Source organism: Aquabacterium fontiphilum, from assembly GCF_009909205.1.
GTDB lineage: Bacteria > Pseudomonadota > Gammaproteobacteria > Burkholderiales > Burkholderiaceae_C > Aquabacterium > Aquabacterium fontiphilum.
Map to the genome: position 1 here is coordinate 1 of NZ_JAAAPN010000012.1, position 25,601 is coordinate 25,601.

The following is a 25,601-nucleotide window of genomic DNA, read 5'->3' on the forward strand; positions in this document are numbered from 1 at the left end:
TGGAGCAGTGCCCGGCCAAGCCGGAAAGCGGCTTTGTGGTGCGCATGGTGCCGCTGGATGCGGGCTGGTCGGATCTGGGCGCATGGGATGCCGTGTGGCAGGTCAGCGCCCATGACGAGCAGGGCAATGCCGCCCAGGGCGACGTGCTGATGCAAGACAGCAAGGACACGCTGGTGCATGCCACCAGCCGACTGGTGGCCGCCGTGGGCCTGGACAACGTCGTGGTGGTGGAGACGCCCGACGCCGTGCTGGTGGCCGACCGCAGCAAGAGCCAGGATGTGAAAAAGATCGTGGCCAAGCTGGAAGGTGCCTCGCGCACCGAGGGCACGCTGCACCGCCGTGTGCACCGCCCCTGGGGCTGGTACGACTCGATCGACATGGGCCCGCGCTTCCAGGTCAAGCGCATCATGGTCAAGCCCAAGGCCAGTCTGAGCCTGCAGATGCACCACCACCGTGCCGAGCACTGGATCGTGGTCAGCGGCACGGCCGAGGTCACCGTGGGCGACAAGGTGGTGCTGCTGTCCGAGAACCAGTCGACCTACATCCCGCTGGGCACGGTGCACCGACTGATCAACCCCGGGGCCATCCCGCTGGAGATCATCGAGGTGCAGTCGGGCAGCTACCTGGGCGAAGACGACATCGTGCGCTTCCAGGACAACTACGGGCGTTCGGCCTGAGCGCCCAGCCTGCGCTGATCAGCGCAGCACGCTCAACACGTCGAGTGGCTGCGCAGTGATCACATCGGCGCCCCAGCTGGCGATCTCGCCGTTGTGGCCGATGTAGCCCCAACCCGCTGCTGCGCTGGGCATGCCGGCGGCCTGAGCGGCCTGGATGTCGCGCAAGTCGTCGCCCACATACAGCACGCTGGCCGGCGGCACGCCCAGCTCCGCCGCGCCGGTGAGCAGCGGCAGCGGGTGGGGTTTGGCATGGGCCGTGGTGTCGCCACTGATATTGGTGCCCGATCGTTCGAGCAGGCCGAGCCCACGCAGCACCGGGACGGTGAAGCGGTGCGGCTTGTTGGTCACCACGCCCCATTTCAGGCCCTGGGCTTCGAGCGCATCGAGCAACTCGGCCACGCCTTCGAACAGCGCTGTGGTTTCGGCCAGGCAGACATCGTAATGGACCAGGAAGGCGGCGCGCAGATCGTCGAATTCTGGATGGCCGGGGTGGATGTCCAGGCCGATGCCGATCAGGCCGCGGGCGCCGGCTGAGGCATAAGGCCGCAAGGTCGACAGCGGCAGGGGCGCCAGCCCGCGGTCAGCGCGCAGGCGGTTGAGCGCGCCGCCCAGGTCGCCCGCGGTGTCGGCGAGCGTGCCGTCCAGGTCGAACAGCACGGCCTGCGGGGGCTGCGCCCAGGCGATGCGGCCGGTCACGCTCATGGCTTGAGTGGCTTGCGGCAGGCCACCAGGTAGTTGACGCTGGTGTCGCCCGACAGCCAGTAGCGGCCTGTCAGCGGGTTGTACTCCATGCCCTTGAACTGCCCCAGATCGAGGCCGGCTTCACGGATCCAGCGGGCCAGTTCGGCCGGGCGGATGAAGCGCGCGAACTCGTGCGTGCCCTTGGGCAGCAACTTGAGCACGTACTCGGCGCCCACGATGGCAAACAGGAAGGATTTCGGGTTGCGGTTGATGGTGGAGAAAAACACCCAGCCGCCCGGCTTGGCCAGCGCTGTGCATGCCCGCACGACCGAGGACGGGTCGGGCACGTGTTCGAGCATCTCCATGCAGGTCACCAGGTCGTACTGCGCCGGCTGTTCCTCGGCCAGTGCCTCGACGGCCACGCTGCGGTAGGCGAGGTTGGCCACGCCGCTTTCCATCGCATGCAGTTGGGCCACTTTCAGCGCCTTGTCGGCCAGGTCGATGCCCAGCACCTGAGCGCCCCGGCGGGCCATGGATTCGGCGAGGATGCCTCCGCCGCAGCCCACGTCCAGCACCTGTTTGCCCTTGATGGCAGCCAGCTGGTCGATCCAGTCCAGCCGCAAGGGGTTGATCTGATGCAGGGGGCGGAACTCGCTGTCCGGGTCCCACCACTTGTGGGCCAGCTCGCTGAACTTGGCGAGTTCCTGGGGGTCGGCGTTGGCGGTGTGCGTCATGCCGCAATGCTACCGCCAATCGGCCGGGCGACCCGTGAGAAGACCTTGATCTGACGGGGCGGAGGCCGTTCAGACCGGGGTCGAAGGCCAAGCGAGGCCGAGCCCTCGTGCCGGCTCAGTCCTCACCGTCCTCGCGCAACTGCTTGAGCCGGCGGTAGAGCGTGTTGCGGCTGATGCCCAGGCGCCGCGCGGCCTGTGACATGTTGCCCTGGCTGGCGCGGATGGCACGCTCGATCGCGGTCTGGGACAGGCGCTTGAGGTTGGTCTCGCCTGGCGTGTCGGGCGTCGGGGCCGCCACGGCGGGCGTGCGGGGCGTGGCGCCCACCTCGGCCACCATCGGCACCTCGTCTTCCCGGTAGGGGCGCGAGAACACGGCGTCCCAGAGGTCTTCGCCGAAGTGTTCCCAGTGCAGCAGGTTTTCATGGGGCGACAGCAGCGCGCAGGCGGTGCGCAGCACGGCGTGCAGTTGCCGCAGGTTGCCGGGCCAGGGGTGCTGCATCAGCGCCTCGACCACTTCGTCGGCCATGTCGGGCACACGGCCGTGCTTCATGTCGTGGCCCAGCGTGTGCAGGATATCGGAGATCAGTGGGATCAGGTCGTCGCGCTCGCGCAGCGGCGGCATCTGAACCGTCAGCCCGGCAATGCGCCAGTACAGGTCTTCGCGGAAGCGACCCTGGGCCACGGCATCCTTGAGCTGGTGGTGGGTGGCGCAGACGAGCACGAAATCCACCGGGATGGGATGGGTGCCGCCCACCGGGATCACGGCCTTGTCCTGCAGCACACGCAGCAGGCGGGCCTGCAGCGACAGCGGCATGTCGCCGATCTCATCCAGGAACAGGGTGCCGCCCTCGGCCATGCGGATCTGGCCGGGCGCGCCCTCGCGGCGTGCTCCCGTGAACGCGCCGCCCACGTAGCCGAACAGCTCGGATTCGATCAGCCCTTCCGGCAAGGCCGCGCAGTTGACCGCGACAAAGGGCTTGTCCTTGCGCTCGCCCTGTTTGTGAAGCGTGCGGGCGAAGACTTCCTTGCCGGTGCCAGATTCACCCTGAATCAGCAGCGGAATGCCCTGTGCCAGCACCTTGTGGGCACGCTGCATCGCCAGATTGACGCGCGCGTCCAGCCCATGACTACGGCGCACCAGGGTGCGCAGGGGGATGCTCGCGTTTGGGTTGGCGCGCGGTGCGGGACGCGGTTGCGCGGCCCAGACACGGCGGCGGCGTTCGGGTTCGTCCCGCACGAACAGGGTCTGGCCCCGCATGGTCGTGATGCGTGTGGCCTGGCCGTTCGCGGGCAGGTTCTGCAACCGCACGGCCTGGGGGCCGAGCACGCGATCGAGCGTGATGGAGCCGATCTGGGCAGCGCCCAGGCCCAGCCAGTCCTGCGCGACGGCGTTGGCGCCCATGATCCAACCGTCTTCGGACAGCGCGATCAGGCCTTCACCGACCATGCCCAGCCCCTCGGCCCGCGGGTGCAGGCGCAGCACCAGATCCCGAGGATGGCGGGCGTGGAACAGCCGGTCTTCGATCATGCGGCTGGCCGAGCGCACCAGCGCGCTGGTGTGAGGGTGGAAGCCGCGTTGGTCGCCCGAGATGTCGAGCACCCCACAGGGGCGGCCGTCGGGGGCGCGCATGGGCGCGGCCGAGCAGGTCAGAAAGCCGTTGCGCTCGAGGTAGTGCTCGGCGCCGTGGACGACAACGGGCTGCCCCTCGATCAGCGCCGTGCCGATGGCATTGGTGCCGCGGATGTCTTCCAGCCAGAGCGCGCCGGGACGCAACGACACCCGCTCAGCCCGTGTGAGGAACTCGGCGTCGCCCACACTGTGCAGCAACAGACCCTGCGCATTGGCCAGCACGACCATGCTGCTGGAGTCGCGGATCTGGTCGTAGACGAACTCCATGACGGGCCGGGCCTGGCTGAGGAAGTCGGCTTCCTGCTCCATTGCCGACTTCAGCGCAGCAGCGCTGACGAGCGGGGGGCCGCCCATGACCTCGACGGGCGACAGCCCGGCTTCCTGGCTGCGCATCCACGAGCGGGCCACCACCTCGTTGACGAGCTCGCTGGGCACCTCGCCCGATTCGAGCAGGCGTTTGCGCGCCTCGATCACGCGGTCGGCTGGGAGGGGTTGGGGCAGCTGCATGGTGTCATCTGGCGAAACAGCCGCAGTATGCGCCGGGCCCGAGGGTGTCACACTCGGGTTCCCCCTGTGTCAATCTGGCGCAGCGTCACCTTTTCGCACATTGTTTGACACAACGGGGGTGACAGGGGCCGGCGGCCGCCTCCCAGGTGAAGGTGGGGCCCGCCTGCTGGCTTACCCGGATGGCACAAGGCGTGCGCTGAGACAGGGCCCGACGTGGGCAAGCAACCCTGAGGAGACCTTCATGCGCTATCCGCTTCCTGGTGCCAACGACGCCCCTGTCGCATTCAAGAGCCGCTACGACAACTTCATCAACGGCCGGTTCGTGCCGCCGACGGGGGGCGCCTACTTCGACGTCATCACGCCCATCACGGGCCGGGTGTTCACGCAGGCGGCCCGTTCGGGCGAGGCCGACATCGAGCTGGCGCTGGACGCCGCGCATGCCGCCAAGGACAAGTGGGCGGCTACCTCGCCGGCCGAGCGGGCCAACATCCTGCTGAAGATCGCCGACCGCATCGAGCAGAACCTCGAGAAGCTCGCCTATGCCGAAACCGTGGACAACGGCAAGCCCATCCGCGAGACGCTGAACGCAGACATTCCGCTGTCGGCCGACCACTTCCGCTATTTCGCGGGCTGCCTGCGCGCGCAGGAGGGCTCGATCAGCGAGATCGACGGCCACACGATTGCCTATCACTTCCACGAGCCGCTGGGCGTGGTCGGCCAGATCATTCCCTGGAACTTTCCCATCCTGATGGCGGCGTGGAAGCTGGCGCCGGCCCTGGGTGCGGGCAACTGCGTGGTGCTCAAGCCGGCTGAATCCACGCCCGTGAGCATCCTGGTGCTGGCCGAGCTGATTGCCGACTTGCTGCCCCCGGGGGTGCTCAACATCGTCAACGGCTTTGGCCGTGAGGCGGGCATGCCGCTGGCCAACAGCAAGCGCATTGCCAAGATCGCTTTCACCGGTTCGACCGCCACGGGCAAGGTCATCGGCCAGGCCGCAGCGGCCAACCTGATTCCCGCCACGCTGGAGCTGGGCGGCAAGAGCCCGAACCTGTTCTTCGAAGACGTGATGTCGGCCGACGATGCCTTCCTGGACAAGGCCATCGAGGGCATGGTGCTGTTCGCGTTCAACCAGGGCGAGGTCTGCACCTGTCCGAGCCGCGCCCTCATTCAGGAATCGATCTACGACCGTTTCATCGAGCGTGTGCTCAAGCGGGTCGCCGCCATCCAGCAGGGCAGCCCGCTGGACACCGACACCATGATGGGCGCGCAGGCCTCGAGCATGCAGATGGAGAAGATCATGTCCTACCTGCAGGTGGGCAAGGACGAGGGCGCGCAGGTGCTGATCGGCGGCGACCGGGCGCAGCTAGGCGGCGAGCTGGCCGATGGCTACTACATCCAGCCCACGCTGTTCAAGGGCCACAACGACATGCGCATTTTCCGCGAGGAGATCTTCGGCCCGGTGCTGGCGGTCACCACTTTCAAGGACGAAGCCGAGGCGCTGCGCATTGCCAATGACACGCCGTATGGCCTCGGCGCCGGCGTGTGGACGCGCGACATCAGCCGTGCTTACCGTCTGGGCCGCGGCATCCAGGCTGGCCGGGTGTGGACGAACTGCTACCACCACTACCCGGCGCATGCCACATTCGGTGGCTACAAGGAGTCGGGCATCGGCCGCGAGACGCACAAGATGATGCTGGACCACTACCAGCAGACCAAGAACGTGCTGGTGAGCTACGACCCCAACAAGCTCGGGTTCTTCTGATCCCAAAAGGGTAGCCAACGCGCTTGCTGCCGTGTGTACAGTGCCGGTTTGATCTGCGCTGTCCACATGGAGCAAGCCGACATGGCACTCATTCTTTACGGGATCCCCAACTGCAACACGGTGAAGAAGGCCCGCGACTGGCTGGCCGAGCAGGGCGTGGCCTACACCTTCCACGACTACAAGAAGCAGGGCGTGCCGGCCGACCGGCTGCCCGGCTGGATGGCCGCACTCGGCTGGGAGCGGCTGATCAACCGCCAGGGCACGACCTGGCGCAAGCTGTCGCCCGAGACGCAGGCCGGCGTGGTCGATGCCGCGTCGGCCCAGGCGTTGATGCTGGCGCAGCCCAGTGTGATCAAGCGCCCGCTGATCGAGCGTGACGGCGTGGCGCTGGGCGCGGGCTTCGACGAAACGCAATGGATACAGTGGCTGGGGTGAAAGCGCGAACGCGCTGGTAGAAGCCCCATGCGTCGGCATGGCGTGGTCTGCCTAGCATGGGGTGTTCGTCCACTTGCTGCCCGTCCCCCCATGATCCGTCGCGTGATCCATCGCGTCTTCACTGCCTCGTCCGGCTGGACGGCGGCCATCTGGCTTGCCAGCCTGGCGGCGGCGCCGGCCCACGCCGCACCGCCTGCCGCATCGGCGTCTTCCTCGCCCAAGGTCTGCGTGTTCGACCCGATCGGCACCAGCGGCGACGTGCACCGCGCCCTGGAGGATTACCGGTTGCAGATGAGCAAGGCCGGCGTCAGCCTGCGCATCCAGACCTTTGTGGACGAAGCTGTCGCCGTGGAGGATTTCCGCACAGGGCAGTGCGACGGCCTGATGGCCACCGGCATCCGCACACGCCAGTTCAATGCACTGGCCGCCGCGCTCGATTCGCCAGGGGCGTCCAGCATCCTGCGCAATGGCCGCATCGACATGGCGGCGAGCTTTGATGTGGTGCGCCGCTTCATCGTGACCACCGCCTCGCCCAAGGCCGCCACCATGATGGTGTCCGGCAGGTACGAGGTGGCCGGCATCTTGCCACTGGGGGCGGCCTACGCCTTCGTCAATGACCGCCAGATCAAGACCCTGCAGGCGGCCACCGGCAAGCGTGTAGCCGCCTTCGACCACGATCGTTCCCAGGCCGAGTTGATTGCCCGCGTGGGCGCGCGCCCTGTGGCCGCCAACATCACCAATTTCGCCACCATGTTCAACAACGGCCATGTGGACGTGATCGTGGCGCCGTCGCTGGTCTACCGCCCATTCGAGCTGCACAAGGGCGTGGCGCGCAAAGGCGGCGTGGCGCGCTTCCCAATCACCATCCTGACCTATCAGATGGTGATCCGCCCCGAGCGCTTTCCAGCCGGCTTCGGCCAGACCTCACGCGAGCACTTCGCGCGGGGCGTGGACGAGGCCATCGCGCTGGCGCGTCGGGCCGATCAGGACATCCCGGAGGCCTTGTGGCTCGACCCCACCCACGATGAGAACGACCAGTACATGGTGCTCATGCGCCAGGGCCGGGTGCTGATGGCCAACAAGGGCTTGTTCGACAAGACGGGCCTGCGCATCCTCAAGCGCATCCGCTGCAGCATCGAGCCCGCGGCGGCCGAATGCAGCGAGCGGACGGAGGAGTGGAAATGAACAGGGCGCGATGCGGGTTGACAGCGCGGCGCAGCGCGGCAGCATTGCTGAGCGTGTCGGCTCTGTGGTGCGTGGCTGGCCTGACGCCGGCGCAGGCTCAGCAGGCCGATGCCGCGCGGTTGACCGCGGTGCGCATGTGCGTGTACGACCCCTCTGGCATGGCCGGCGATGCCTGGCGCGCTGCCACCGATCATCGCCTGGAGATGCAGCAGCACGGCGTCGATCTGGTCGTGCAGCCCTATACCAACGAGCGCGTGGCGGTCGAGGATTACCGCACCGGCCGCTGCGATGCGCTGATGGCCACCGCTTTGCGCACCCGCGCCTTCCACGGCATGGCCGCGGCGCTGGACGCCATGGGTGCGGCCACAGTGGTGCGCGGCGAGCGGGTGGATCTGGATGCGAGCTTTGAGGTCGTGCGCCGCTTTGTGGAAGTGCTCAGCGAGCCCAAGGCGGCCGAGATGATGGTCTCGGGCGAGCACGAGGTGGGTGGGGTGTTGCCCATGGGGGCGGCCTACGCGTTCTCGCGTGACCGTCGGCTCAACGTGCTGTCCGGTCTGCAAGGCCGCAAGGTGGCCACGCTGGACCACGACCCGGCTCAGGCCGAGTTGGTGCGGCGCCTGGGCGGCACGCCGGTGGCGGCCGACACGCTGAATTTTGGCGCCATGTTCAACAACGGCCATGTGGACGTGGTGATCGCGCCGACCATTGCCTACAAGCCGCTGGAGCTGCATCGGGGCCTGGGCACGCAGGGTGGCGTCAGCCGCTTCCCCTTGACGATCTACACCTACCAGCTCGTGCTGAGGCGCAGCGCGGTGCCGGCTGGCTTTGGCCAGCGTTCGCGCAGCTACATGGCGCAGAACTTCGATCTGGCGATCGCGTCACTGCGCCTGGCCGACCGAGGGGTGCCGGCCGCGCAGTGGGTGGATGTGCCGGCTGGGTCGGTGCTGCCGGCTGTGTCGTTGCTGGCCGACGTGCGGCGCACGATGATGGAGCAGGGCCAGTACGACGCCCGGGGCCTGCGGCTGGCACGGCGCCTGCGTTGCGAGCAGGCGCCGGCGGCGGCCGAGTGCGTGGGCAACGACCCCTGGTGAGGCTCAGGCTGCCAGCAACTGGCGCAACACGAAGGGCAGGATGCCGCCGTGCTGGTAGTAACTCACCTCGATCGGCGTGTCGATGCGCAGCAGCACGGTCACGGCCTGCTGGCTGCCGTCGGCCCGTGTGATCACCAGGCGGGCATCGGCCTGCGGCCGCAGCGTGTCGCCCAGTTCGATGTCGATGCGCTCGTTGCCGCGCAGACCCAGGCTCTGCCAGCTGTCTTCCCCCTTGAACTGCAGCGGCAGCACGCCCATGCCCACGAGGTTGCTGCGGTGGATGCGCTCGAAGCTGCGCGCCACCACGGCATGGATGCCCAGCAGTTGCGTGCCCTTGGCGGCCCAGTCGCGGCTGGAGCCGGTGCCGTACTCTTCGCCGGCGAAGATCACTGTGGGCGTGCCTTCCGCGATGTAGCGCATGGCCGCGTCGTAGATCGCCATCTTGTCGCCCGAGGGCTGGTGCAGCGTCAGCCCGCCTTCCTCGCGGCTGCCGTCTTCGCTTGGGGGCAGCATCAGATTCTTGATGCGCACGTTGGCAAAGGTGCCGCGCATCATGACCTCGTGATTGCCGCGGCGCGAGCCGTAGCTGTTGAAGTCGGCCTTCTGTACGCCGTGGGCCAGCAGGTACTGGCCAGCGGGTGAGGTCTCCTTGATCGAGCCGGCCGGCGAGATGTGATCGGTGGTGATCGAGTCGCCAAACAGGGCCATCACCCGTGCGTTGCGCACCCCCATGCTCGCGGCCTGCGGTTCTGGGGCAAAGCGGTCAAAGAAGGGTGGGCGGGCGATGTAGGTGCTGGTAGGCCAGTCGTAGACCTGGCCCTTGACGCCCTTGATGGCGCCCCAGAGCTTGCCCGGCTGCTCTTTGACCTGGGCGTAGTTGGCGCGGAAGGCCTCGCCATCCATCGCGTGTTTCATCAGGGCGTGGATCTCGTCCGAGGTGGGCCAGATGTCGCCCAGGTAGACCGGCTTGCCGCCCTTGCCGGTGCCCACGGGCTCGGTCATCAGGTCGCGCGTCACGTTACCGGCGATGGCATAGGCCACCACCAGCGGCGGACTCGCCAGAAAGTTGGCCTTGATGTTGGGGTGGATGCGGGCCTCGAAGTTGCGGTTGCCCGACAGCACGGCGGCGCACACCAGGTCGTTCTTCCAGATGGCCTCGTTGATTTCTGGCGTGAGGTCGCCCGCGTTGCCAATGCAGGTGGTGCAGCCATAGGCCGCCACCGCAAAACCGAGCTTTTCCAGATAGGGCAGCAAACCAGCCTTGCCCAGGTAGTCGGTCACGATGCGCGAGCCCGGCGCCAGCGAGGTCTTCACATGCGGCTTGACCGTCAAGCCCGCCTCGACGGCCTTCTTGGCCAGCAGACCGGCCGCCAGCAGCACACCGGGGTTGGACGTGTTGGTGCACGATGTGATGGCGGCGATCAGCACGTCGCCGTTTCGGATGTCAATGCCGCTGGCGGTCGGGAAGACCTGGTCGAGCTTGTCGGCCGGCTGGTTGAAGCCGTTCTCAGAAACCGGTTTGCTGAACAGCTCGGCGAAGCGCTGCGACAGGTGGGTGATCTCGATGCGGTCCTGCGGGCGCTTGGGGCCGGCCAGCGATGGGGCCACCGAGCCCAGATCCAGCGAGACGACCTTCGAGTAATCGATTTCGCCCCTGCGGGGCACGCCGAACAGGTGCTGGGCGCGGAAGTAGGCTTCGAAGGCCGCGATTTCGTCGGGCGTGCGGCCCGTGCCCTTGAAGTAGTCGATGGTGCGGTCGTCCACGGGGAAGAATCCCATCGTCGCACCATACTCCGGCGCCATGTTGGCGATCGTCGCGCGGTCGGGCAGGGCGAGTGAGGCCGTACCTTCGCCGAAGAACTCGACGAACTTGCCCACCACCTTTTCCTTGCGCAGCATCTCGGTGATGGTCAGCACCAGATCGGTGGCCGTCACACCTTCGCGCAGCCGTCCGGTGAGCTCGAAGCCGACCACATCGGGCGTCAGGAAGTAGACGGGCTGGCCCAGCATGCCGGCTTCGGCCTCGATGCCGCCCACGCCCCAGCCGACCACGCCGATGCCATTGATCATGGTGGTGTGGCTGTCGGTGCCCACCAGGGTGTCGGGGTAGGCCACGCCGTCCTTCACGTGTACGCCGCGGGCCAGGTACTCGAGATTGACCTGGTGGACGATGCCGAAGCCTGGCGGCACCACCCCGAACGTGTCGAAGGCCTGCATGCCCCACTTCATGAACTGGTATCGCTCGGCGTTGCGCTGGAACTCGAGCTTCATGTTCAGGTCGAGCGCCTGCTTGCTGCCGTAGTGGTCGATCATCACTGAATGGTCGACCACCAGGTCCACCGGCACCAGTGGCTCAACCCGCTTGGGGTCTTGCCCCAGGTTTTGCGCCACGTTGCGCATGGCGGCGAGGTCCGCCAGCAGCGGCACACCGGTGAAATCCTGCAGCACCACGCGCGCCACGACGAACGGGATCTCGTCGACCCGGGGGGCATTGGGTTGCCAGTTGGCCAGTTGGGCGACATGTTCTGGCGTGACTTTCTGGCCATCGCAGTTGCGCAACACCGACTCCAGCACGATGCGCAGCGACACAGGCAAGCGGCGAATGGACGGGTGGGTGGCGGCCAGTTCCGGCAGCGAAAACAGCTTGAGCGTCTGCCCTCGGGTGGTCTTGAACGACCGCAGGGTGTGGGCGAACGGGTGGGCGGGGGCGCGCGAGGCGGGGCGTTTCGCTGGGGCGGAAGAGGCCATGGAGACTCCTTGAGGTGGAAGACGACACACAAGAGAACCACTGCGCTGCACATTCTGGCAGCACTGCGATTTCACGGCCAACGCGACGAAGTGCCCCTGAGTGCGCTAGGCTCTTGGCTTTTGCTCGTCCATGCGCTCCCACCGTCTGCCCCGCTCTGCGCCCGCGCCTGCCTGTGCCCGCCGGCAATCAGGTGTGGTCGACTGGTTTCTGCTCGGGATGGTGGCGGCCGTGCTGGTCGCCTCGTTCGCGCCAGACTGGGGCCGCAGCGAAGGCATGTTGCGCCTGGGCTTGTGGACGGATGTCGGGGTGTTCGCGCTGTTCTTCCTGCACGGCATGGGGCTGTCGACCGACAGCCTCAAATCAGGCGCGGTCAAGTGGCGGCTGCACCTGCTCGTGCAACTGTGCACCTATGTGGTGTTCCCGATCTGGTGGGCGCTGGGCGCGTGGTTGGTGGGCGATGCCATCCCGCGTGACCTGCTGCTGGGGTTCTTCTATCTGGCCGTGTTGCCTTCAACGGTCTCGTCGTCGGTCGCCATGACCGCGTTGGCCAAGGGCGATGTGGCCGCAGCCGTGCTCAACGCCACATTGTCGACGCTGCTGGGCGTCTTCCTCACGCCGCTGCTGGTCAGTGCGGTCATGGGCTCGCAGGGCGTGGCCATTGAGGTGGCCGACACCATGTTGAAGGTGGCGCAGATGCTGTTGCTGCCTTTCGTGCTCGGCCATGTGCTGCGGCGCTGGCTGGCCGCCTTCTTTGCGCGCATCAAGCCCTGGACATCCATCTTCGATCGGGCCGTGATCGTGATGCTCGTGTGGGTGGCGTTCAGCGACTCGGTGGCCGATGGCCTGTGGCGCGACCACGGCCCGGTGCTGCTGGCCGAGGCGGCCCTGGGTGCGGTGCTGTTCCTCTACCCGATGCTGTGGTTCACGCGCAAGGTATCGCGTGCGCTGGGATTCAGCAAGGAAGACGAGATCGTGGCCGTGTTTTGCGGCTCGAAGAAGACGCTGGCTTCTGGCATGCCCATGGCCAAGCTGCTGTTTGGCGGGCATCCGGCCATGGGCGTGCTCGTCTTACCCATCCTGATGTATCACCAGATCCAGCTGTTCGTCTGCGCGGCCATGGCCCGGCGTTACGCCGCGCGCGTCAGCCGCCGCGTGGCTTGAACTGCCGACTGGAATGGGAAACAAGCTTAGCGCACGCGGAACACCTGGGCGGCGCGCACCAGGGCCTCGGCCTGGCGCTTGAGCGATTCGGCCGCCGCGGCGGCCTGCTCCACCAGCGCGGCGTTTTGCTGGGTGGTGTGGTCGATCTGGCTGATGGACTGGTTGACGCTCACGATGTCATCCGACTGCTCGGCTGTGGCGGCCGTGATGCCCTGGATCAGCTCGGTCACCTGGCTGACCGCCCCGACCACACGCCGGATGGTTTCGCCCGCTGCTTCGACCTGGCGGGTGCCGTCGCCCACCTTGCTGACCGATGCGTTGATCAGGTTGTTGATTTCTTTGGCGGCCTGTGAACTGCGGCGCGCCAGCGAGCGCACCTCGGCAGCGACCACGGCAAAGCCCTTGCCCTGCTCGCCCGCCCGAGCGGCCTCGACGGCCGCATTCAGTGCCAGGATGTTGGTCTGGAAGGCGATGCTTTCGATCAACTGCGTGATCTCGCTCATCTTGCGAGACGAATCCTGGATGCCCTGCATGGCATGCACCACCTCTTCGACGGCCTGGCCGCCTTGCTCGGCGACCGAGGTCGTCTGCGCGCTGACCTGGGCCACCTCGCGCGCGGTGTCGGCCGTCTGGCGTACGTTGTCGGTCAGCGTGGCCATGGCGGTGGTGGTCTGCTCCAGGCTGCCTGCCTGGGTTTCCGTGCGGTGAGACAGGTCGTTGTTGCCTGCAGCGATTTCGCTGATGGCCTGCTGGATGCCGGTGGTCTCGGTGCACACGTCGTTGACGAACGCGCGCGTGTTCAGGTTGGCCTGGCGCAGGCCGCGCATGAGGCGGCCGACCTGATCGGTTCGCGTGGACCAGATCGAGTGCGTCAGGTCGCCAGCCGACATCTTGTCGATGAAGTCGATGGCCTGGTTGAGCGGCTGGGTCACGGTGCGGTGCATGGCGTAGACCAGGCCGCCGCCCACCACGGTCGCCATCACCGCCTCCATCCAGGGCAGCCAGGACGCGGTGACGCCCAGCCAGCCCGGTAGCAGCACCAGCGGGAACGACACCGCCACCCCGAAGGCCAGCCGGCCCGTGAGGTGCACGCGCCCCAGCTTGCCGGTCCAGTCGCGCCAGCCGAAGTAGCGCACGCGACCGGCGTGCAGCTTGAAGGTGTGCACCCCGGTTTCCGCCTCGTGGCGCATCTTGGCGTACAGGGCCTCTGCGCCCTGAACCTGTTCGCGCGTGGGTTTGGTGCGTACCGACAGGTAGCCGATGGGCTTGCCGCGTTCCAGCAGCGGCGTCACGTGGGCCTGGACCCAGTAATGGTCGCCGTTCTTGCTGCGGTTCTTGACCACGGCCGTCCAGGCGCGGCCGTGGCCGATGGTGGACCACATGTCCTTGAACGCATCGGCCGGCATGTCGGGATGCCGGATCAGGTTGTGCGGTTGGCCGATCAACTCGTCGTAGGTGTAGCCACTGACCCGGACGAACGCGGCATTGCAATGCGTGATGCGACCCTGCCGGTCGGTCATCGACACCAGCATCTCATTGTCGGGATAGTCGTTCTCTTGCCCCGTGACGGGCAGGTTGACGCGCATGGCGTGGCTCCGGTCAGGCTAGACTTCCTCGCATCATCGGCGTCTGGCCGATTTTCTTGACCCGAATCAGAGCGGGAATTCCGCCTCTGTTGCCCGCAGCCGCACACGTGCCACCGTTTTCCCCCTCTCTTGAGCCGGAGGTCGCCTACTGTCCGCCGGCCGACAGGGCCGTCTCTGTCTGGCATGCCGATGACCATCTGGTGGTGGTTGACAAGCCCGCGGGGTTGCTCACCGTGCCGGGTCGTGGCGCAGATCGTCAAGACTGTCTGGTCAGCCGCGTCGCGCGCGTGTTTCCTGATGCCAGGATCGTTCACCGCCTTGACATGGCCACGTCCGGGCTGGTGGTCCTGGGCCGGGGTGATGCCGCTCAACGCATCCTGAGCGCATGCTTTCATGATCGTCATGTCGACAAGGCGTACGAGGCGTGGGTGCATGGCGTGATGGCCGACGACGCGGGCGAGATCGATCTGCCGCTGATCACCGACTGGCCGCGCCGTCCACGGCAAATGGTGTGTCACGTGCGCGGCAAGCCCTCGCTGACGCGCTTTCAGGTGTTGCGGCGGGACGAGACTGGGCGCCGCACGCGGGTGCGCCTCGAGCCGGTCACCGGCCGCTCTCACCAGTTGCGTGTGCATCTGCTGGCATGGGGGCACCCCATCGTCGGCGACCCCCTGTATGGCGAGGCGGCCCTGCAGCAAGCCTGGCCACGGCTCATGTTGCATGCCTGCGCGCTCAGCCTGCCGCACCCCGAGACGGGCGAGCCGGTGACGGTAAGCAGCCCCGCGCCGTTCTGAGGACTTGTGTCGAGGGATCGGTGGCAAAATCGCACCTTTCCATCTGACCCTGGTTGCCATGAGCGCAGTTGTCATCAGCGGAACGGGCCTTTACACCCCCCCGCACACCATCACGAACGCCGAACTCGTGGCGTCGTTCAACGCCTACGTCGATCTCTTCAACGCGGAACATGCGGCCGAGATCGAAGCGGGCACGGTTCAGCCGCTGGCCCATTCCAGCGTTGAATTCATTGAAAAGGCGTCCGGCATCAAGAGCCGCTACGTCATGGAAAAGACCGGCATCCTCGATCCCAAGCGCATGTACCCGCGCTTCCAGGAACGCAGCGACGACCAACTCTCCATGCTGGCCGAGATTGGCGTCGAGGCCGCGAAGAAGGCCCTGGCTGCCGCCGGTAAAACGGGCGCCGACGTGGACGGTGTGATCTGCGCCTGCTCCAACCTGCAGCGCGCTTACCCGGCCATCGCCATCGAAATCCAGAATGCCATCGGCGCGGGCGGTTACGCCTTCGACATGAACGTGGCCTGCTCGGCTGCCACCTTTGGCCTGGAGCAAGCGGTCAACGCCATCCGCAACGGCTCGGCCAAGTGCGTGCTGGTGATCAACCCCGAGATCACCTCGGGCCACCAGGAGTGGAAAGACCGCGACTGCCACTTCATCTTCGGCGATGTGGCCACCGCCACCGTGGTCGAGCGCGCCGACACGGCCACATCATCCGAGCAGTGGGAAGTGCTGGGCTCGAAGCTGGCCACCCTGTTCTCGAACAACATCCGCAACAACTTCGGTTACCTCAACCGCAGCGAAGACAGCGACCCCACAGCCCGCGACAAGACCTTCCGTCAGGAAGGCCGCAAGGTCTTCAAGGAAGTGGTGCCCATCGCAGCGGCGCACATCGAGTCGCAGTTGGGCGCGCTGGGCATTGCGCCCACAGACGTCCGCCGCTACTGGCTGCACCAGGCCAACCTGTCGATGAATCAGCTCATTGTCAAGAAGCTGATCGGCGCCGAGGTCACACCCGAAGTCGCACCGCTCATCCTCGATGAGTACGCCAACACCTCGTCGGCTGGCTCCATCATCGCCTTCCACACCGCGCGCACCGACCTGCCGGCAGGCAGCCTGGGCGTGATCTGCTCGTTTGGCGCAGGTTATTCGGTGGGCAGCGTGGTGGTGCGCAAGCGCTGAGTGGCCGATGGCCGCGGATTTCACCTTCTACTGGCACGATTACGAAACCTTCGGTCGTGTGCCGCGGCGTGATCGGCCGGCGCAGTTCGCCGGCATCCGCACGGACGCCGATCTCAACGAGGTCGGCGCGCCGCTCATGGTCTACTGCCAGCCCGCGCCGGATTACCTGCCCGACCCCGAATCCTGCCTGTTGACCGGCATCCTGCCCCAGCACTGCCTGGCGCAAGGTCTGCCTGAGCATGCTTTTGCCGAGGCCATCGAGCGGGAGCTCGCCGAGCCGAGCACGGTGGGCTTGGGCTACAACACCATCCGCTTCGATGACGAGGTCACGCGCCATCTGTTCTGGCGCAACCTGATCGATCCCTATGGCCGCGAATGGCAGAACGGCTGCGGCCGTTGGGACCTGTTGGACGTGGTGCGCTGCACGTGGGCGCTGCGGCCGGAAGGCATCACCTGGCCGCTGCACGAGGATGGCCGGCCCTCATTCAAGCTGGAGCACCTGACCAAGGCCAATGGTCTGGCGCACGAGGCCGCGCACGATGCGCTCTCGGACGTGCGCGCCACCATCGCGCTGGCCAGATTGATCCGCCAGGCACAGCCGCGGCTGTGGGAGCATTGTCTCAAGCTGCGCAAGAAGGATGCGGTGCTGGCCGAGGCCGGGCTGGACAAGCCGCGCAGCGAGTGGAAGCCCTTCCTGCACATCTCAGGCATGTTCGGGCATGAGCGGGGTTGCATGGCCCTGGTCTGGCCGCTGGCCCAGCACCCCAGCAACAAGAATGAGCTGCTGGTGTGGGATCTGACCCATGATCCGAGTGAACTGTTCGCGCTCAGCGCCGACGACATCCGGCTGCGCCTGTTCACCAAGGCCAGCGAGCTGCCCGAGGGCATGAGCCGCCTGCCGATCAAGAGCGTGCACATCAACAAGTCGCCCGTGGTGGTGGGCAACCTCAAGATCCTGACGCCTGCGTTGCAGCAGAAGTGGGGCCTCCAGCTGGAGCAGGCCCTGGCCTACGCCAATACCGCGGCTGCGCAGGGCGCCCGCATGGACGGCATCTGGGCCGAGGTGTTCGCGCGGCCCGAAGGCCGTGCAGAAGTGGATGTGGATGAAGACCTGTACGGGGGCTTCATCGGCAACGACGACCGCCGCCTGCTCACGCGCCTGCGCGGGATGAGCGGCGAGCAGCTCGCGCAGCAGTATGGCGACCGCGCGCCGGCCTTTGCCGACGAGCGCCTGGGCGAGCTGTTCTTCCGCTACCGCGCGCGCAACTTCCCCGACACGCTGACCGATGCCGAGCAGGCGCGCTGGCATGCATGGCGCGAGGCCCGTCTGCACAGCGGGCAGGGCGGCGGCCTGTCGCTGCAGGCCTTCTTTGAGCGCATCGATCAGCTGGGCGAGCAACTGGCGGACGACGACGAGCGTGGTCAGGACATCCTGGGTGCGCTCTACGAGTATGCCGAGCAGATCGCGCCCTAAACACTAACCCACCGCGGTTAACCACCGGGTTTATGCGGGTGGATGGGGCCTGCAGTACCCCCCTCGTTTGCGTGTTTCAGGCGCGTCTTGAACCTCGGTTGGACAACGCTGCCAGCAGGCAGCCCGGGGCATGTCTCCACAATGGCGTGGCGATTTTTCGATCGCCGGTAATCGGTCTTCGTTAAGCGGTAAGTGATCGATGCTGTCAACGAAACTGGAGAGACACATGATTCCTCGCTTCGTCCACCGATCGGCGCAAGCCGTGCCCCTGGCCTGCCTGGCCCTGGCCGCCGGTCTGGCCACGGCCGCACCCGCGCAAGGCCCTTCAGGGCTCGCGTTCTACAACGCGCCCGCCACCATCCCGGCTGGCGCCAATGGCGATCTCATTTCCTACAGCCCCGCCAGCGCGAATCTGGGCGACGATGCGCCCGGTGTCAAGGCCTGGCGCGTCATGTACCGCTCGACCGATTCCGTCGGCGCGCCCAACCTGGTGACCGGCATGGTGCTGGTACCGACCCAAGCGTGGAGCAACCCGCTGCAGGCGCGTCCGATCGTGTCGTACGCTGTCGGCACCCACGGTCTGGCCCAAGGCTGCGCGCCGTCGATCCAGCTGGAGCGCGGCACAGATTACGAGTCGGCCAACATCAAGGCAGCGCTCAAGGCCGGTTATGCCGTGCTCGTGTCCGACTATCAGGGGTACACCACAGGCGCCACACCGACCTACCTGGCTGGCGCATCCCAGGGCAACGCCGTGCTGGATATTGTCCGCGCGGCAAGCCAGATCCCGTCTGGCGGCGTCAGCGCCTCAGCCAAGACGGCCATCTGGGGCTACTCGCAGGGCGGCCAGAGCGCCGCCTGGGCGGCACAACGTCACGCCGGCTATGCACCCAACGTGAACCTGGTGGGCGTGGCAGCCGGTGGCGTGCCCGGCGATTTCCTGGCCACGGCGAGCTACCTCGATGGCAACAATGGCGCCAGCTTCTTGTTCGGCGGCATCATCGGCCTGTCGACCCAGTATCCGGCGGCCATTCCGCTCAACGACCTGGCCAACGATGCAGGCAAGGCCGCGATCGTGCGGGGCAAGCAGCAGTGCGTGTTTGAGTCGCTGTTCGATCTGATGAACCGCAATCTCTCCGAGTTCACCGTTGGCAACCAGACGCTGGACCAGTTGCTGACAGCCCTGCCGGCGGCCCGCCAGGCCGTGGTGGCGCAAGACCTCGGCGGCGACAAGGTGTCGGTTCCGATGTACCAGTATCACGGTCAGGCCGACGAATTCATTCCCTTGGCCCAGGCGGTGGCGTTGAAGAAGAAGTACTGCGCGAAGTTCAGCAACGTGACCTTCGATCTGTACCCGAGCGAACACATCGTGACGCAGTTCCAGGCCGCACCTTCCGTGCTGGGCTGGCTGGGTGACCGCTTCTCGGGCAAGAGCACATCGGGCAGCTGTTCCTACAATGGTCCGGAGCCGCAAAGCACGGCCAACCCCGTGAACGGCAACTTCATCGTCTCCCTCAAGGAGTGGGTGCTGCGTGCTTCGGTGAACCTCAAGACCCTGGGTCAGACGGTCACCATGCCGGAAAGCTCGACCTTCACCGCGGATGCCGACATCACGGCCAAGCGCCTGAGCGGCGGCCTGAACATTCCGGATTTCAAGCAGAAGCTGAACATCATTGGTCTGCCAGTCACGGTCGGGCTGTCGGTGAAGCCGGTCGGTCAGACGACGGGCACGGTGGAACTGGACAACGCGGGGCAACTCAAGATCCGCGGGACCGCCTATGCCGACATCACCATCACGTCGGTGTTGGGTATCCCGTTCGGCGAGTGCAAGACCAGCAAGCCGGTCGAGTTCCCCATCAACTTTGATGGTCCTGTCTCCGCCCTGGGTAGCGGCAACCTGACCTTCACGGGGACCACGAGCTTCCCGTCGATCAAAGGTTGCTTCATCTCCGCCATCCTGACGACCATGATGTCGGGCAGCGGTCAGACCTACACCTTCACGGTTCTGCCGCAAGCGCCGGTGCAGCGCTGATCGATGCAAACCCGGATCCGCGTGGGTCCGGGTTTGGACCGGGTTCTGCGGGGCCCGGTCCTGCACGATACTGAATGACAGAGGAGTGGGGGTACGCACCCCCGCCGAATGAGGAAGCTGCGATGGCAACTGTAGTCAGACACGCCCCACGCCGCGCACGCGCGTGGTTGATTGGCCTGGCCGGAAGCGCCGTGGCGGCGATGGCGGTGGTGTGGTTCACCCATTCGACTTCGCCCGAGCCTGACCCGGACCGCCCGGCCGTGCCCGCGGGAGGCCAGCAGGTGGCTTCGGTTCCCGTTCCGCAGCCCGCCATGGAAGAGCTGGCGGCGCAGCAGGAGGCATCCGCTCAGGCCTTGATCCATGGCGAACCCGTGAAGCCGATTGAAGGACCCGTGACAGAGCGCCCCGCTTACGTGTCCCCCATGGAGTGGATGGTGCTCAAGGGCGCGGTTGCCGGCAAACCCGATTCTCAGCAGGAGTTGACCCGTATGGTCAACTTCCTCCGGTTTAACAAGCAGATGGAAGCGTGGGAAGCGCTCAGTCGCAACACGGACGCGACCGCACGCAGAGCAGCGTTGGCGGAGGCACTTCTGGCCGACTTGCCCCAGCGCGTGCGACATGACGACGTGGCCGTCAACGAAGCGCGGGAACTTCAGGCCACCTTGCTGATGGACGCGGAGCCGGATGCCGCACGTCGCCAGGCCCGAGCGCTGGCAGAGGCCCGACGTCTGGACCAGGCTGCCGCCTCCTCGCGCTAAAGCAGGGGCACATCGGCGCGCGTCAGCGCGACCTGTCCAGTTGCCCCTTCAGACTTGCCCGTTCCATCTCCAGCACAGGGCGGCGCTCGTCCGCTGCGTCCAGCCGCTTGATCAGCAGGTCAAGGTGGTGCACCTGTCGGGCGATGTCGCCGCGCTCCCTGGCGCGGTCCAATAGCCATTCGAGCTCCTGCTCGTTGACCACGTCCTGTCGCACCAGATCGCTGTCGGTGACGGTGCCCACGAGCGAGACGACCGATGTGGTGATCGTGAACGCCAGTGCGGCCAGCCCGCCGACGATGTAGAAGCCCCGGCGCCGCGTGTGGTTCTGGGTGAAGGCGGCCATGATCGCAAAGAACAGGATGAGCGCGGCCAGCACGGTCATGCTGATGGTGTAGCCCGTCAGCTTCACGTCGAGTTGAACCGATCGGAAATCCAGCGCCGTCAGGACGCCGCCGACGAAGCCGCCCATCACCAGCATCCACAGCGCCTGACGGCCTCGTGCGTGCTCCGGAAAGACATTGAACGCCTGAAGGGCAAAGCCGAACAGCGAGGCCAGGCCGGTGACGATGGTGAAGGTGTCCATGAAGCGAGCAGGTGAGAGCGTCAAGCTGCCCGCATTGTGGGGGCAGCGGGAGTGGCTTCACCGCGTGAATGCCAGAATCAGGGGGGTAGTGAGCGACGACAGTGCGGTCGACAGCACCAGGCTGCTCGCCACCGGCCCTTCCAGCACCTTGAAGTGGCGCGACATCAGGTACACATTGGCGCCGATGGCAATCGACCCCAGCAGCACCACGGTGCGGGTTTCCATCTCGGGTAGGTCCAGCGCGCGGGCAATCAGCCACACCACCAGGGGCTGCAGCAACAGCTTCAAGGCCGTCATGCTCAGCGTGGCCTGCCACTGTTCACGCATGCGGTAACCGGCCAGGCTCAGCCCCAGCGACAGCAGCGCCAATGGGGCGGCCAGCTCACCGACCCAGGCCAGCGGCAGGCGGACCCCTTCGGGGAGCGTCCAGCCACTGACGCCGATGGCCGTACCACTCAAGATGGCGATGATCAGCGGGTTCTTCAACACGCTCAGCAGCGTCTGTCCGAAGCCACGCAGCGTCGGGCTGCCGTGGCGCGCCCATTCGACGGAGACGGTGACCAGTGTCCACAGTGTCAGCGAGTTGAACACCAGCACCAACGCCACCGTGGGGAGCGCGGCTTCGCCCAAGGTGATTCGGGCCAGCGGGATACCCAGCAGCGCGTTGTTCGAGAAGATGCCGGCCAGCGCAAAGACCGACTGGCTCACGCCATCCATGCCGAAGCCGCGCCAGGCGACCAGTCGGCCCACGACAAAGACGATCAGGCAGCTGCCGAAGAAGGCGATCAGCACACGCCAGTCCACCGGGGGCAGCTGCGACAACTCGCTCATCATGCGAAACAGCAGCGCCGGCAAGGCCACGGTGAAAACCGCGTTGGCCAGGTGCTTGTTCACGGCCTTGGGCCAGTGGCGCCATTGCGCCAGGCCCCAGCCCAGGGCGACGATCAGAAAAAGGGGCGCGCACAGCGCCGCGTAGTGCAGGGCGACAGACATGAGCAAACAAGAAAGCCCGCCAGGTTTCCCGGGCGGGCTTGGATCAGGCGGGTGGGCGCCGCCGGTGGCGGGCGCCCATCATCGGGCCGATCAGGCGGCCGTCACGCCCTTTGCGGTCTCCACGTACTCTTCAATCTGGTTGAAGTTCATGTACTTGTAGATCTTGTCGGCGTCCTTCGTCACCACACCGATTTCGGCCAGGTACTCGGCAGGCGTGGGCAGCTTGCCCAGCTTCGAGGCCACAGCGGTCAGCTCGGCTGAGCCCAGGAACACATTGGTGTTCTTGCCCAGACGGTTGGGGAAGTTGCGGGTCGACGTGGAGATACAGGTCGAGCCTTCCTTGATCTGAGCCTGGTTACCCATGCACAGCGAGCAGCCGGGCATTTCGGTGCGGGCGCCAGCGGTGCCGAAGGTGTTGTAGAAGCCTTCCTTGGTCAGCTCGGAAGCGTCCATCTTGGTGGGCGGGGCCACCCACAGACGCACCGGGATGTCCTTCTTGCCTTCCAGCAGCTTGCCGGCGGCACGGAAGTGACCGATGTTGGTCATGCACGAACCGATGAAGGCTTCGTCGATCTTGGTGCCGGCCACTTCGGACAGGAACTTGGCGTCGTCCGGGTCGTTCGGGCAGCAGACGATCGGCTCCTTGATGTCGTTCAGGTCGATCTCGATCACTGCGGCGTACTCGGCGTCCGCGTCGGCTTCCAGCAGGTTGGGGTTGGCCAACCAGGCTTCCTGGGCTTCGATGCGGCGCTGCAGGGTGCGGGCATCCTGGTAGCCGTCGGCGATCATGTTCTTCATCAGAACGATGTTCGACTTCAGGTACTCGATGATCGGTTCCTTGTTCAGCTTGATCGTGCAGCCGGCGGCCGAACGCTCGGCCGAGGCATCCGACAGCTCGAACGCTTGCTCGACCTTCAGGTCAGGCAGGCCTTCGATTTCGAGGATGCGGCCCGAGAAGATGTTCTTCTTGCCGGCCTTGGCGACGGTCAGCAGACCGGCCTTGATGGCGTACAGGGGGATGGCATGCACCAGGTCACGCAGGGTGACGCCGGGTTGCATGGTGCCCTTGAAGCGCACCAGCACCGACTCAGGCATGTCCAGGGGCATCACGCCGGTGGCGGCGCCGAAGGCGACCAGGCCCGAACCGGCAGGGAAGGAGATGCCGATGGGGAAGCGGGTGTGCGAGTCGCCACCGGTGCCGACGGTGTCGGGCAACAGCAGGCGGTTCAGCCACGAGTGGATCACGCCGTCGCCCGGACGCAGGGCCACGCCGCCGCGGTTCGAGATGAAGGCGGGCAGCTCGCGGTGCATCTTCACGTCCACGGGCTTGGGATAGGCAGCCGTGTGGCAGAACGATTGCATGACCAGGTCAGCCGAGAAGCCCAGGCAGGCCAGGTCCTTCAACTCGTCACGGGTCATCGGGCCGGTGGTGTCTTGCGAACCGACGGTCGTCATCTTGGGTTCGCAGTAGGTGCCGGGACGGATGCCCTGACCTTCGGGCAGGCCGCAGGCGCGGCCGACCATCTTCTGGGCCAGGGTGTAGCCCTTGCCGGTGTCCTTGGGGGCCACGGGCAGGCGGAACACGGTGGAAGCGGGCAGACCCAGGAACTCGCGGGCCTTGCCGGTCAGCGAGCGACCGATGATCAGGTTGATGCGGCCGCCGGCGCGCACTTCGTCCAGCAGCACCTGCGACTTCAGCTGGAACTCGGCCGCCACGGCGCCGTTCTTCTCGATCTTGCCGTCGTACGGGAAGATGTCGATCACGTCACCCATTTCGAAGGCAGACACGTCCACTTCGATGGGCAGAGAGCCGGAGTCTTCTTGGGTGTTGAAGAAGATCGGGGCGATCTTGCCGCCCAGGGTGACGCCGCCGAAGCGCTTGTTGGGCACGAAGGGGATGTCTTCGCCGGTGGCCCAGATCACGCTGTTGGTGGCCGACTTGCGCGAAGAGCCGGTGCCGACCACGTCGCCAACGTAGGCCACGAGGTTGCCCTTCTTCTTCAGGTCTTCGATGAACTGGATCGGGCCGCGCTTGCCGTCTTCTTCGGGCTTGAAGGCCGCGTCAGGACGGGTGTTCTTGAGCATCGCCAGATAGTGCATCGGGATGTCAGGGCGGCTCCAGGCGTCCGGAGCGGGCGACAGGTCGTCGGTGTTGGTCTCGCCAGGGACCTTGAACACGGTCACGGTGATCTTCTTGGCGACTTCGGGGCGGCTGGTGAACCACTCGGCGTCGGCCCACGACTGCATCACCGCCTTGGCGTTGGCATTGCCGGCCTTGCACAGCTCAGCGACGTCATGGAAGGCGTCGAACATCAGCAAGGTCTTCTTCAGGGCCTCGGCGGCCACGGTGCCGACTTCGGCGCTGGAGAGCAGGTCAATCAGGGGCTTGACGTTGTAGCCGCCGACCATGGTGCCCAGCAGCTCGGTGGCCTTGGCCTTGGAGATCAGGCCAACGGTGAGGTCGCCATGGGCCACGGCCGACAGGAAGGAGGCCTTCACCTTGGCGGCGTCATCCACGCCAGGGGGCACGCGGTGCGTCAGCAGGTCGAGCAGGAACGCATCTTCGCCAGCCGGCGGGTTCTTGATCAGCTCGATCAGGTCGGCGACCTGCTGGGCGTTCAGGGGCAGCGGGGGAATACCCAGCGCGGCGCGCTCGGCAACGTGTTGGCGATAGGCTTGCAACATGGTGTTTACCTGGTGAGAATGGGGCAAAAACGCTCAGCGCACGCCGGCGGCGCGTACGTTGTGTCGGGTGGACACGCCGAAGTGGGGCGACCGCGTGGCTTGGTCACAAGGAAATGCAATTTCCGTGCAGCCCGGTATTTTCCCCCACACCGAGGCGAATGTCACCCCGAGCGCGTGAAATCTCTGTATTTTGGTGGGGCGCATGCACGCTCAGGCGTGGCGCCCATGCGGCAACGCCCCTCAATCGGTCAGCGTGGCGCGATGCCCAGCACCGATTCCCGGGGGCGGGAAGCCAGCTCACGCTCGGCCACGCGCTGAACGTCGTGGACGCAGCCATCGACGAGCCGTTGACCTTTGCGCGGATCCATGAGCATGGATTTCGTCAGGATCTGGATCATCAGCGCGCCCCCGCGGACGTCTTCCAGGCGCACGGCACCGGTGTGGGTCAGCACGGGTTTCATCGTCCAGGCCTGCTGGCCCAGGCGCAACTGGAAATAGCCGGGGTGGACTTCATGGCGGTCCACGGAGACCCGCTGCCCGAACTCGCACTCATACCGACCGGTCAACACGCGGTCGGCCGCCGCCATTTGCTCAGGCGATGCGTCGGCGATGTGAACCGGTGCAGGCGCTTCCGGTGCCGCCGCCCGCGGCTTGGCCTTGCTGACCCGAATGTCGGACGCGTGGGCCAGTCCGGCGCCCGTCAGGGCGACCGCCGCGGCAGCCAGGGCGAAGGCGTGAGACGCGCGGCGAAATGGGAAGGTGGGCGACATGGAGGGATCCTTCAATCGTGGCGGACGGGGCTGCGCGCGGCGCGACAGTCGAGGCGAATGTTGCCACCATTTCGGTCATGGCACACCCGGGGCGCCCCTCACCTTGGTGTGGCGGTCGTCACGGCCGACACAGGTCG

General features: G+C 66.3%; 20 protein-coding genes. 11 read left to right on the forward strand and 9 right to left on the reverse strand.

Going from position 1 to position 25,601, the window contains the following annotated elements; translation table 11 throughout:
• On the forward strand, positions 1-677 hold a 677-nt coding region (locus tag GTZ97_RS13840; RefSeq protein WP_161651239.1), incomplete at its 5' end, for a cupin domain-containing protein.
• A gap of 18 nt (positions 678-695) precedes the next feature.
• Here the strand turns inward: GTZ97_RS13840 and gph are convergent.
• The 3 genes from gph to GTZ97_RS13855 all read right to left on the reverse strand — a co-directional run bounded on the left by gph (position 696) and on the right by GTZ97_RS13855 (position 4,229).
• Positions 696-1,379 (reverse strand): phosphoglycolate phosphatase, encoded by a 684-nt coding sequence (gph, locus tag GTZ97_RS13845; RefSeq protein WP_161651240.1) that lies wholly within the window; start codon positions 1,377-1,379, stop codon positions 696-698.
• Positions 1,376-2,092 carry a bifunctional 2-polyprenyl-6-hydroxyphenol methylase/3-demethylubiquinol 3-O-methyltransferase UbiG gene (ubiG, locus tag GTZ97_RS13850; protein ID WP_161651241.1) on the reverse strand — a complete coding sequence of 239 codons (717 nt, stop codon included), beginning with the start codon at positions 2,090-2,092 and terminating at the stop codon, positions 1,376-1,378. Before ubiG ends, gph begins: the two co-directional genes overlap by 4 nt.
• Positions 2,093-2,207: 115 nt before the next feature.
• Complete coding sequence (locus tag GTZ97_RS13855; protein ID WP_161651242.1) at positions 2,208-4,229, reverse strand: sigma-54-dependent Fis family transcriptional regulator; 2,022 nt, start codon at positions 4,227-4,229, stop codon at positions 2,208-2,210.
• A 241-nt stretch (positions 4,230-4,470) separates the two neighbouring features.
• On the opposite strand from GTZ97_RS13855, the gene exaC reads away from it, so the two are divergent.
• From exaC to GTZ97_RS13875, 4 genes are all read left to right on the forward strand, one after another.
• Positions 4,471-5,991 (forward strand): acetaldehyde dehydrogenase ExaC, encoded by a 1,521-nt coding sequence (gene exaC, locus GTZ97_RS13860; protein WP_161651243.1) that lies wholly within the window; start codon positions 4,471-4,473, stop codon positions 5,989-5,991.
• 81 nt (positions 5,992-6,072) lie between these two features.
• The gene (locus GTZ97_RS13865) at positions 6,073-6,426 is read left to right on the forward strand and encodes an ArsC family reductase (RefSeq protein WP_161651244.1); all 354 of its coding nucleotides are present in this window, start codon (positions 6,073-6,075) and stop codon (positions 6,424-6,426) included.
• A 90-nt stretch (positions 6,427-6,516) separates the two neighbouring features.
• Entirely contained in the window at positions 6,517-7,611 is a 1,095-nt protein-coding gene (locus tag GTZ97_RS13870) for a putative solute-binding protein (RefSeq protein WP_161651245.1), read from the forward strand.
• On the forward strand, positions 7,608-8,702 hold the full coding sequence (locus GTZ97_RS13875) for a putative solute-binding protein (protein WP_161651246.1): 1,095 nt from the start codon (positions 7,608-7,610) through the stop codon (positions 8,700-8,702). Before GTZ97_RS13870 ends, GTZ97_RS13875 begins: the two co-directional genes overlap by 4 nt.
• A 3-nt stretch (positions 8,703-8,705) precedes the next feature.
• Here GTZ97_RS13875 and acnA read toward each other — a convergent pair whose 3' ends face one another.
• Positions 8,706-11,450, reverse strand: a complete 2,745-nt coding sequence (acnA, locus tag GTZ97_RS13880) for an aconitate hydratase AcnA (RefSeq protein WP_161651247.1) — start codon at positions 11,448-11,450, stop codon at positions 8,706-8,708.
• A gap of 130 nt (positions 11,451-11,580) precedes the next feature.
• Between acnA and GTZ97_RS13885 the strand changes: the two genes are divergently transcribed.
• Positions 11,581-12,612, forward strand: coding sequence for a bile acid:sodium symporter family protein (locus GTZ97_RS13885; protein ID WP_161651248.1), 1,032 nt, complete (start codon positions 11,581-11,583; stop codon positions 12,610-12,612).
• Between the two features lie 26 nt (positions 12,613-12,638).
• Here the strand turns inward: GTZ97_RS13885 and GTZ97_RS13890 are convergent, their stop codons facing one another.
• Positions 12,639-14,198 carry a methyl-accepting chemotaxis protein gene (locus GTZ97_RS13890; protein ID WP_161651249.1) on the reverse strand — a complete coding sequence of 520 codons (1,560 nt, stop codon included), beginning with the start codon at positions 14,196-14,198 and terminating at the stop codon, positions 12,639-12,641.
• Positions 14,199-14,401: 203 nt separating this feature from the next.
• Here GTZ97_RS13890 and GTZ97_RS13895 point away from each other — a divergent pair, with 203 nt between their 5' ends.
• From GTZ97_RS13895 to GTZ97_RS13915, 5 genes are all read left to right on the forward strand, one after another.
• Positions 14,402-14,992, forward strand: coding sequence for an RluA family pseudouridine synthase (locus tag GTZ97_RS13895; protein ID WP_330863620.1), 591 nt, complete (start codon positions 14,402-14,404; stop codon positions 14,990-14,992).
• A gap of 58 nt (positions 14,993-15,050) precedes the next feature.
• The gene (locus GTZ97_RS13900) at positions 15,051-16,172 is read left to right on the forward strand and encodes a beta-ketoacyl-ACP synthase III (protein ID WP_161651251.1); all 1,122 of its coding nucleotides are present in this window, start codon (positions 15,051-15,053) and stop codon (positions 16,170-16,172) included.
• Positions 16,173-16,179: 7 nt separating this feature from the next.
• Positions 16,180-17,646 carry an exodeoxyribonuclease I gene (sbcB, locus tag GTZ97_RS13905; RefSeq protein ID WP_161651252.1) on the forward strand — a complete coding sequence of 489 codons (1,467 nt, stop codon included), beginning with the start codon at positions 16,180-16,182 and terminating at the stop codon, positions 17,644-17,646.
• A gap of 226 nt (positions 17,647-17,872) precedes the next feature.
• Positions 17,873-19,675: a lipase family protein gene (locus tag GTZ97_RS13910; protein ID WP_161651253.1), complete on the forward strand. Its 1,803-nt coding sequence runs from the start codon at positions 17,873-17,875 to the stop codon at positions 19,673-19,675.
• A gap of 122 nt (positions 19,676-19,797) precedes the next feature.
• Positions 19,798-20,433, forward strand: coding sequence for a hypothetical protein (locus GTZ97_RS13915; protein WP_161651254.1), 636 nt, complete (start codon positions 19,798-19,800; stop codon positions 20,431-20,433).
• A gap of 22 nt (positions 20,434-20,455) precedes the next feature.
• Here GTZ97_RS13915 and GTZ97_RS13920 read toward each other — a convergent pair whose 3' ends face one another.
• From GTZ97_RS13920 to GTZ97_RS13935, 4 genes are all read right to left on the reverse strand, one after another.
• On the reverse strand, positions 20,456-21,016 hold the full coding sequence (locus GTZ97_RS13920; protein WP_161651255.1) for a hypothetical protein: 561 nt from the start codon (positions 21,014-21,016) through the stop codon (positions 20,456-20,458).
• Between the two features lie 57 nt (positions 21,017-21,073).
• Positions 21,074-22,009 carry an AEC family transporter gene (locus tag GTZ97_RS13925; RefSeq protein ID WP_161651256.1) on the reverse strand — a complete coding sequence of 312 codons (936 nt, stop codon included), beginning with the start codon at positions 22,007-22,009 and terminating at the stop codon, positions 21,074-21,076.
• Between the two features lie 90 nt (positions 22,010-22,099).
• Positions 22,100-24,694: a bifunctional aconitate hydratase 2/2-methylisocitrate dehydratase gene (acnB, locus tag GTZ97_RS13930; protein WP_161651257.1), complete on the reverse strand. Its 2,595-nt coding sequence runs from the start codon at positions 24,692-24,694 to the stop codon at positions 22,100-22,102.
• A 248-nt stretch (positions 24,695-24,942) separates the two neighbouring features.
• Positions 24,943-25,464 (reverse strand): hypothetical protein, encoded by a 522-nt coding sequence (locus GTZ97_RS13935; protein ID WP_161651258.1) that lies wholly within the window; start codon positions 25,462-25,464, stop codon positions 24,943-24,945.
• Between the last annotated feature and the right edge of the window lie 137 nt (positions 25,465-25,601).